This window comes from Kribbella koreensis (genome assembly GCF_039525325.1).
Classification (GTDB): Bacteria; Actinomycetota; Actinomycetes; order Propionibacteriales; family Kribbellaceae; genus Kribbella; species Kribbella koreensis.
Genome location: NZ_BAAAHK010000012.1, coordinates 44,968 through 49,160, shown reverse-complemented (window position 1 = coordinate 49,160; position 4,193 = coordinate 44,968). Strand labels below are relative to the sequence as shown.

Genomic DNA, 4,193 nt, shown 5'->3' with positions numbered 1-4,193 from the left:
CGGCGGTCGGCGTGGCCGGTGCCTTCGGTCCAGGGGGTGACGGGGCGGGCCTCGTCCAGGTCGATGACCTTGGGGAGGGGTGGGAGGAAAGAGGGTGGGGTGAGGGCGGGGACCGGTTCTACCCGGCGGCCGGATTCGCCATCCATCGGCTGGCCGGGCTCGCGGTCGTACAACTCGCCTTGGCGGCCCCCGCGAGACTCCGCCGGCTCGTCCAGTTCATCCAGTTCGTCGGGCGACTCGGCGCGGACCTTCGCGCGAGCGGCTGCTTCTTTGCTGACCAGCGGCTTCGGTCGCAGGACAGCGGCCGGCGCGGGAGCGACGTACTTCTTCTTCGGCAGTTTTGTCTTGAGGTCGATGCCGAGGGTGCTGATCAACCCGCCGATCACCACCACCATCACCGCGACCGCGACCACCAGACAGGCGGCGAACAGGACCGATTGCCCGCCCGACTTCCAGTCCGACGGGTCGGTCCGGCGCATCGCCGCGATCATCGCCACCAGGACGGCGTTGGTGATGCCGACGGCAACGGTTGCCGCGATCGTCCAGACCAGCACCCGGCGTTCCAGCTCGACGTCGTCGGCCGCGGCGACCAGACCGGCGATCAGCCCGGCCAGCACCGGAACGGTGTAGACCATGGCCAGCCCGAGGCCCGGGTTCGCGGCGAGGTAGAAGACGTCGAAGACGAGCGCCGTACCGGCCAGCGCGGCCGCGAAGCAGATCACCATCGGCGGGTAGAACCGCACGATGGCCACCGCGTCGGCGGGCACCGTCCTGATCATCCGGAACGCAGAAACGTCAGTACTCCGTTACTAGAGAGGGTTTCACTGCTCATTGTGCAGGTACCCGGCGCTCACGCCGACAATCGACAAAGGCGAGTTGGCAACGAAGTACCGCGGAAACAACGACGTACCGTGGGAAACGCAGAAGGCGCGCACCCCGTGCGGGATGCGCGCCTTCGATGCCGATCGGCTGCGGATCAGCCCTTCTTGGCGATTCCGGCCATCAGGATCCGCTGGTACGGCTGCAGCTCCTCGACCTCCGGTACGTCGCCGTCCGGGTCCTCCGGGAACCAGCGGGCCAGGAAGTCCAGGCCCGGCGGCACCAGCGGCAGACCGAGGAAGTGCTCGGTGATCCGCTCGGGCGTCCGGATCCAGCCGTTGCCCAGGCTCTCCAGGCCGGCCTGCTCCATCGCCTTCTGCAGCGGCTCACCGGTGTCGACGAAGTCGGTGATGAACAGGTAGCTGCCCGGGACGAGCTGGTCCATGATGGTGCGGACCCACTCGTCCGGCTGCTCGTCGTCGTGGAAGTGCATGTGGATGCCGACGATCATCAGCGCGATCGGACGGGTGAAGTCCAGATGCGTGGTGATCTCCTTGTTGTCCAGGATCTCCTGCGGCTTGCTCAGGTCGGCGGTGACGACGATGGTGCTGTTGTTCGTCGCCAGCAGCGCGCGGCCGTGCGCGAGCACGATCGGGTCCTTGTCGACGTAGACCACCTTGGCGTCGGGGTTGATCTCCTGCGCCGCCTGGTGGGTGTTCTTCTGCGTCGGCAGACCGCTGCCGATGTCGAGGAACTGGTCGATCCCCGCCGTGCGCACCAGGTACTGCACGCCCTTGATCAGCGCTTCCCGGTTCTCGATCGCGCACCGGCCGGCGTCCGGAACGTATTTCAGGTAGGTCGCCGCACCCTCACGGTCGGCAGCGAAGTTGTCCTTGCCACCGAGCAAAGCGTCGTAGACGCGCGCGATGGTCGGTTGGGAAGTGTCGAACTCCGGAGCGGGATCCGGGCTGTCGGGAGCCATCGGCGCAGCCTTCGTGTCGTAGGGAATCGTTGCCGCCATCGTAGTGCATTTGCATACCAGCGGCAGCCTGGTTCGGCCCTTCCTGGAGTGTTCAGGAGCCGATTTAACGAAGCCTGTGCACCCGCCTGATTCCTCAACTGAACGAGCCCCCGCGGGGTTACGCCGAATGCCCGGCAGATCGTCGTCCGAACACCCGACAACCCTCTTCGGAGACCCCGGAATCAGTCACTCAAAGCGATGTAACAGGCCTGCCCAACGGACGTTTGAGCACGGTGGGTAGTGGACCAGACACATGGCCCTTCGGCGTGTACGATGCAAATGCAAGCCCAAATGCACGTGCATATGCCAAAGACGTACGGAAGGTGCAGCTGATGACTGCTGTCTACAACGGCATGCCCGCAGACGCCGACGACGAGCTGACCTGGCGGAAGAGTCAGCGAAGTGGCCCGAACGGGAACTGCGTAGAGGTAGCGAAGCTTCCTGGCGGCGGTGTGGCGATGCGGAACTCGCGTCACACGGACGGACCGGCGCTGGTCTTCACCAAGGCCGAGATCGAAGCGTTTCTCGGCGGCGTTCACGACGGCGAGTTCGACGATCTCGCCTGATTCATTCCACAGAGCAGTAAGAGGCCCCTTCACCAGGCGAGTGGTGCGGGGGCCTCTTACTGTTGACGGACGTCTGCCTGTTACGGGCGCCGCGTGATCCGGTCGCGAGCGCCACACAGTTCCGTTGCGACATGCCGGGGCGGGCGATCACGGCGTACCGGGCAATCATTCGCCCGGGAACAGCAAAGGCCGGCCCTCCGCTAGGAGGCCGGCCTTTTGCTGTACTGCTGCCAGTACTGCCTACTACTACTGCCTTTACTGCACAGTGAGCGGCCAGAGCTGCTCACTGGGGAGCTCAGAGGCACCCGCGGTCGCCGCACCGTCCACGGTGATCCGCAGACCGGTGAACTTCGGCGTCATCACCCGCTGGTAACGCGAGGCCCGGTCGGGCTCCGCGACGTACTCGGCGATCAGGTGGTCGCCCAACCAGATCCGCACCATTTTCCGTCCTCCCGCTCGTTCGGTGGTCATCCCAGGCTCACGATCGGATCGCCGTCCAGCAGGCGCTCGCCCCGGAGCCAGCCTTCGAAGGCCCAGCGCTGCTGCTCGGGGCAGCGCGCCACCAGTTCCTGGATCTCCCGCTCGGTCAGCTCGCCGGGCGCTCGCTCGCCGGTAGGGCGGGCAGCGAAATCGACGGCTTCGGTGTCGTCGTCATTCATCGACTCGGGTTCCCCAACCAGTCATGCCGGCGTACCGCCCGACGGATCTGTAGAACCGGCCTGCTGGATCACGCGATGTCACTTTTTGCGAGATACAGCTCACCTTCTGTGCATGAAGCAATCATGGCGGTCGCACGAAACGAATGCAAGCGCCCGATGCACGTGCATTCGCACGTTTTCGACTTGTGACCAACTGAAGGCTCAGCAGACCCCCTCGAAAGGCCGATTCGGCCCCCGAACGGGCCGAACCAGCTGAGCGGGAAGCGATTACCAGTACTTCGGCCCCACTGCGCGCATCCCGTCGCCCACCGGCCGGCCGTCACGCACAGTGAGAAAGCTGGAATCGATGCCGGGGTGCCGGACAGCACCCACGACTCTTATGTAAGAACTTCGACAGATCACGGTCCGTCCGTGAGATGATTCGTCGGGGTGGGCAGGCCGCCGTTTTGGATCCAGCTGGGGCGTCGGAGGTGAGTGTGACGGAGTCGGGCGCGCCAGGCGGGCCGACCGCGCTGCGGATCATCCTCGGCGCACACCTGCGGAGAATGCGTGAGGCGGCCGGAATCACCCGGTCCGATGCCGGCTGGGAGATCCGCTCGTCGGAGTCCAAGGTCAGCCGGATGGAGCTGGGCCGGGTCGGTTTCAAGGAACGCGACGTCCGCGACCTGCTCACGCTGTACGGCATCGACGACCCCGAAGAGCGCGAGCGGCTGCTTGCTCTTGCGCGCGATGCGAACAACCCCGGCTGGTGGCACCGCTTCGGCGACGTACTGCCCAGCTGGTTCCACTCCTACCTCGGGCTCGAGTCGGCGGCGCAGCTGATCCGTACCTACGAGCTCCAGTTCGTCCCGGGCCTGCTGCAGACCCCGGAGTACGTCCGCGCCGTCGTCCAGCTCGGCCGCGGGCTGATCCCGGCCGAGGAGGTCGAGCGCCGCGTCTCCCTGCGCGTCAACCGCCAAGAGGTCCTGCAGCGCGCGAACCCGGTCCGCCTCTGGGCGGTCGTCGACGAGTCGGTACTACGCCGCCCGATCGGCGGCCTGAAGGCGATGCGCATCCAGCTCGAGTCCCTGATCGAGGCATCCCACATGCCGAACGTCACGCTCCAGGTGATGCCCTTCGACTCCGGCG

The 4,193-nt window shown here is 66.0% G+C and carries 5 protein-coding genes and 1 pseudogene; 2 read left to right on the top strand and 4 right to left on the bottom strand.

The window, feature by feature from the left end:
- Together ABD116_RS23515 and ABD116_RS23510 are read right to left on the bottom strand one after the other, a co-directional pair.
- Positions 1-767 (bottom strand): hypothetical protein (locus ABD116_RS23515; RefSeq protein ID WP_343974081.1); only part of this gene is annotated, 767 nt, incomplete at its 3' end.
- Between the two features lie 209 nt (positions 768-976).
- Positions 977-1,840, bottom strand: coding sequence for an SAM-dependent methyltransferase (locus ABD116_RS23510; protein WP_343974078.1), 864 nt, complete (start codon positions 1,838-1,840; stop codon positions 977-979).
- Positions 1,841-2,172: 332 nt separating this feature from the next.
- Here ABD116_RS23510 and ABD116_RS23505 point away from each other — a divergent pair, with 332 nt between their 5' ends.
- Positions 2,173-2,406: a DUF397 domain-containing protein gene (locus ABD116_RS23505; protein ID WP_343974075.1), complete on the top strand. Its 234-nt coding sequence runs from the start codon at positions 2,173-2,175 to the stop codon at positions 2,404-2,406.
- Between the two features lie 255 nt (positions 2,407-2,661).
- On the opposite strand, the gene ABD116_RS23500 is transcribed toward ABD116_RS23505, so the two are convergent.
- Complete coding sequence (locus ABD116_RS23500; RefSeq protein WP_112249279.1) at positions 2,662-2,847, bottom strand: hypothetical protein; 186 nt, start codon at positions 2,845-2,847, stop codon at positions 2,662-2,664.
- Between the two features lie 26 nt (positions 2,848-2,873).
- Positions 2,874-3,065, bottom strand: coding sequence for a hypothetical protein (locus ABD116_RS23495; RefSeq protein ID WP_343974068.1), 192 nt, complete (start codon positions 3,063-3,065; stop codon positions 2,874-2,876).
- Positions 3,066-3,541: 476 nt separating this feature from the next.
- Between ABD116_RS23495 and ABD116_RS23490 the strand changes: the two are divergent.
- Positions 3,542-4,193, top strand: a pseudogene (locus tag ABD116_RS23490) (helix-turn-helix domain-containing protein); the annotation flags it as partial.

Excerpts from the sequence above, each read along its gene's own strand:
- ABD116_RS23510 (WP_343974078.1), bottom strand. The coding sequence starts at position 1,840 with ATGGCGGCAACGATTCCCTACGACACGAAGGCTGCGCCGATGGCTCCC.
- ABD116_RS23505 (WP_343974075.1), top strand. The coding sequence starts at position 2,173 with ATGACTGCTGTCTACAACGGCATGCCCGCAGACGCCGACGACGAGCTG.
- ABD116_RS23500 (WP_112249279.1), bottom strand. The coding sequence starts at position 2,847 with ATGGTGCGGATCTGGTTGGGCGACCACCTGATCGCCGAGTACGTCGCG.
- ABD116_RS23495 (WP_343974068.1), bottom strand. The coding sequence starts at position 3,065 with ATGAATGACGACGACACCGAAGCCGTCGATTTCGCTGCCCGCCCTACC.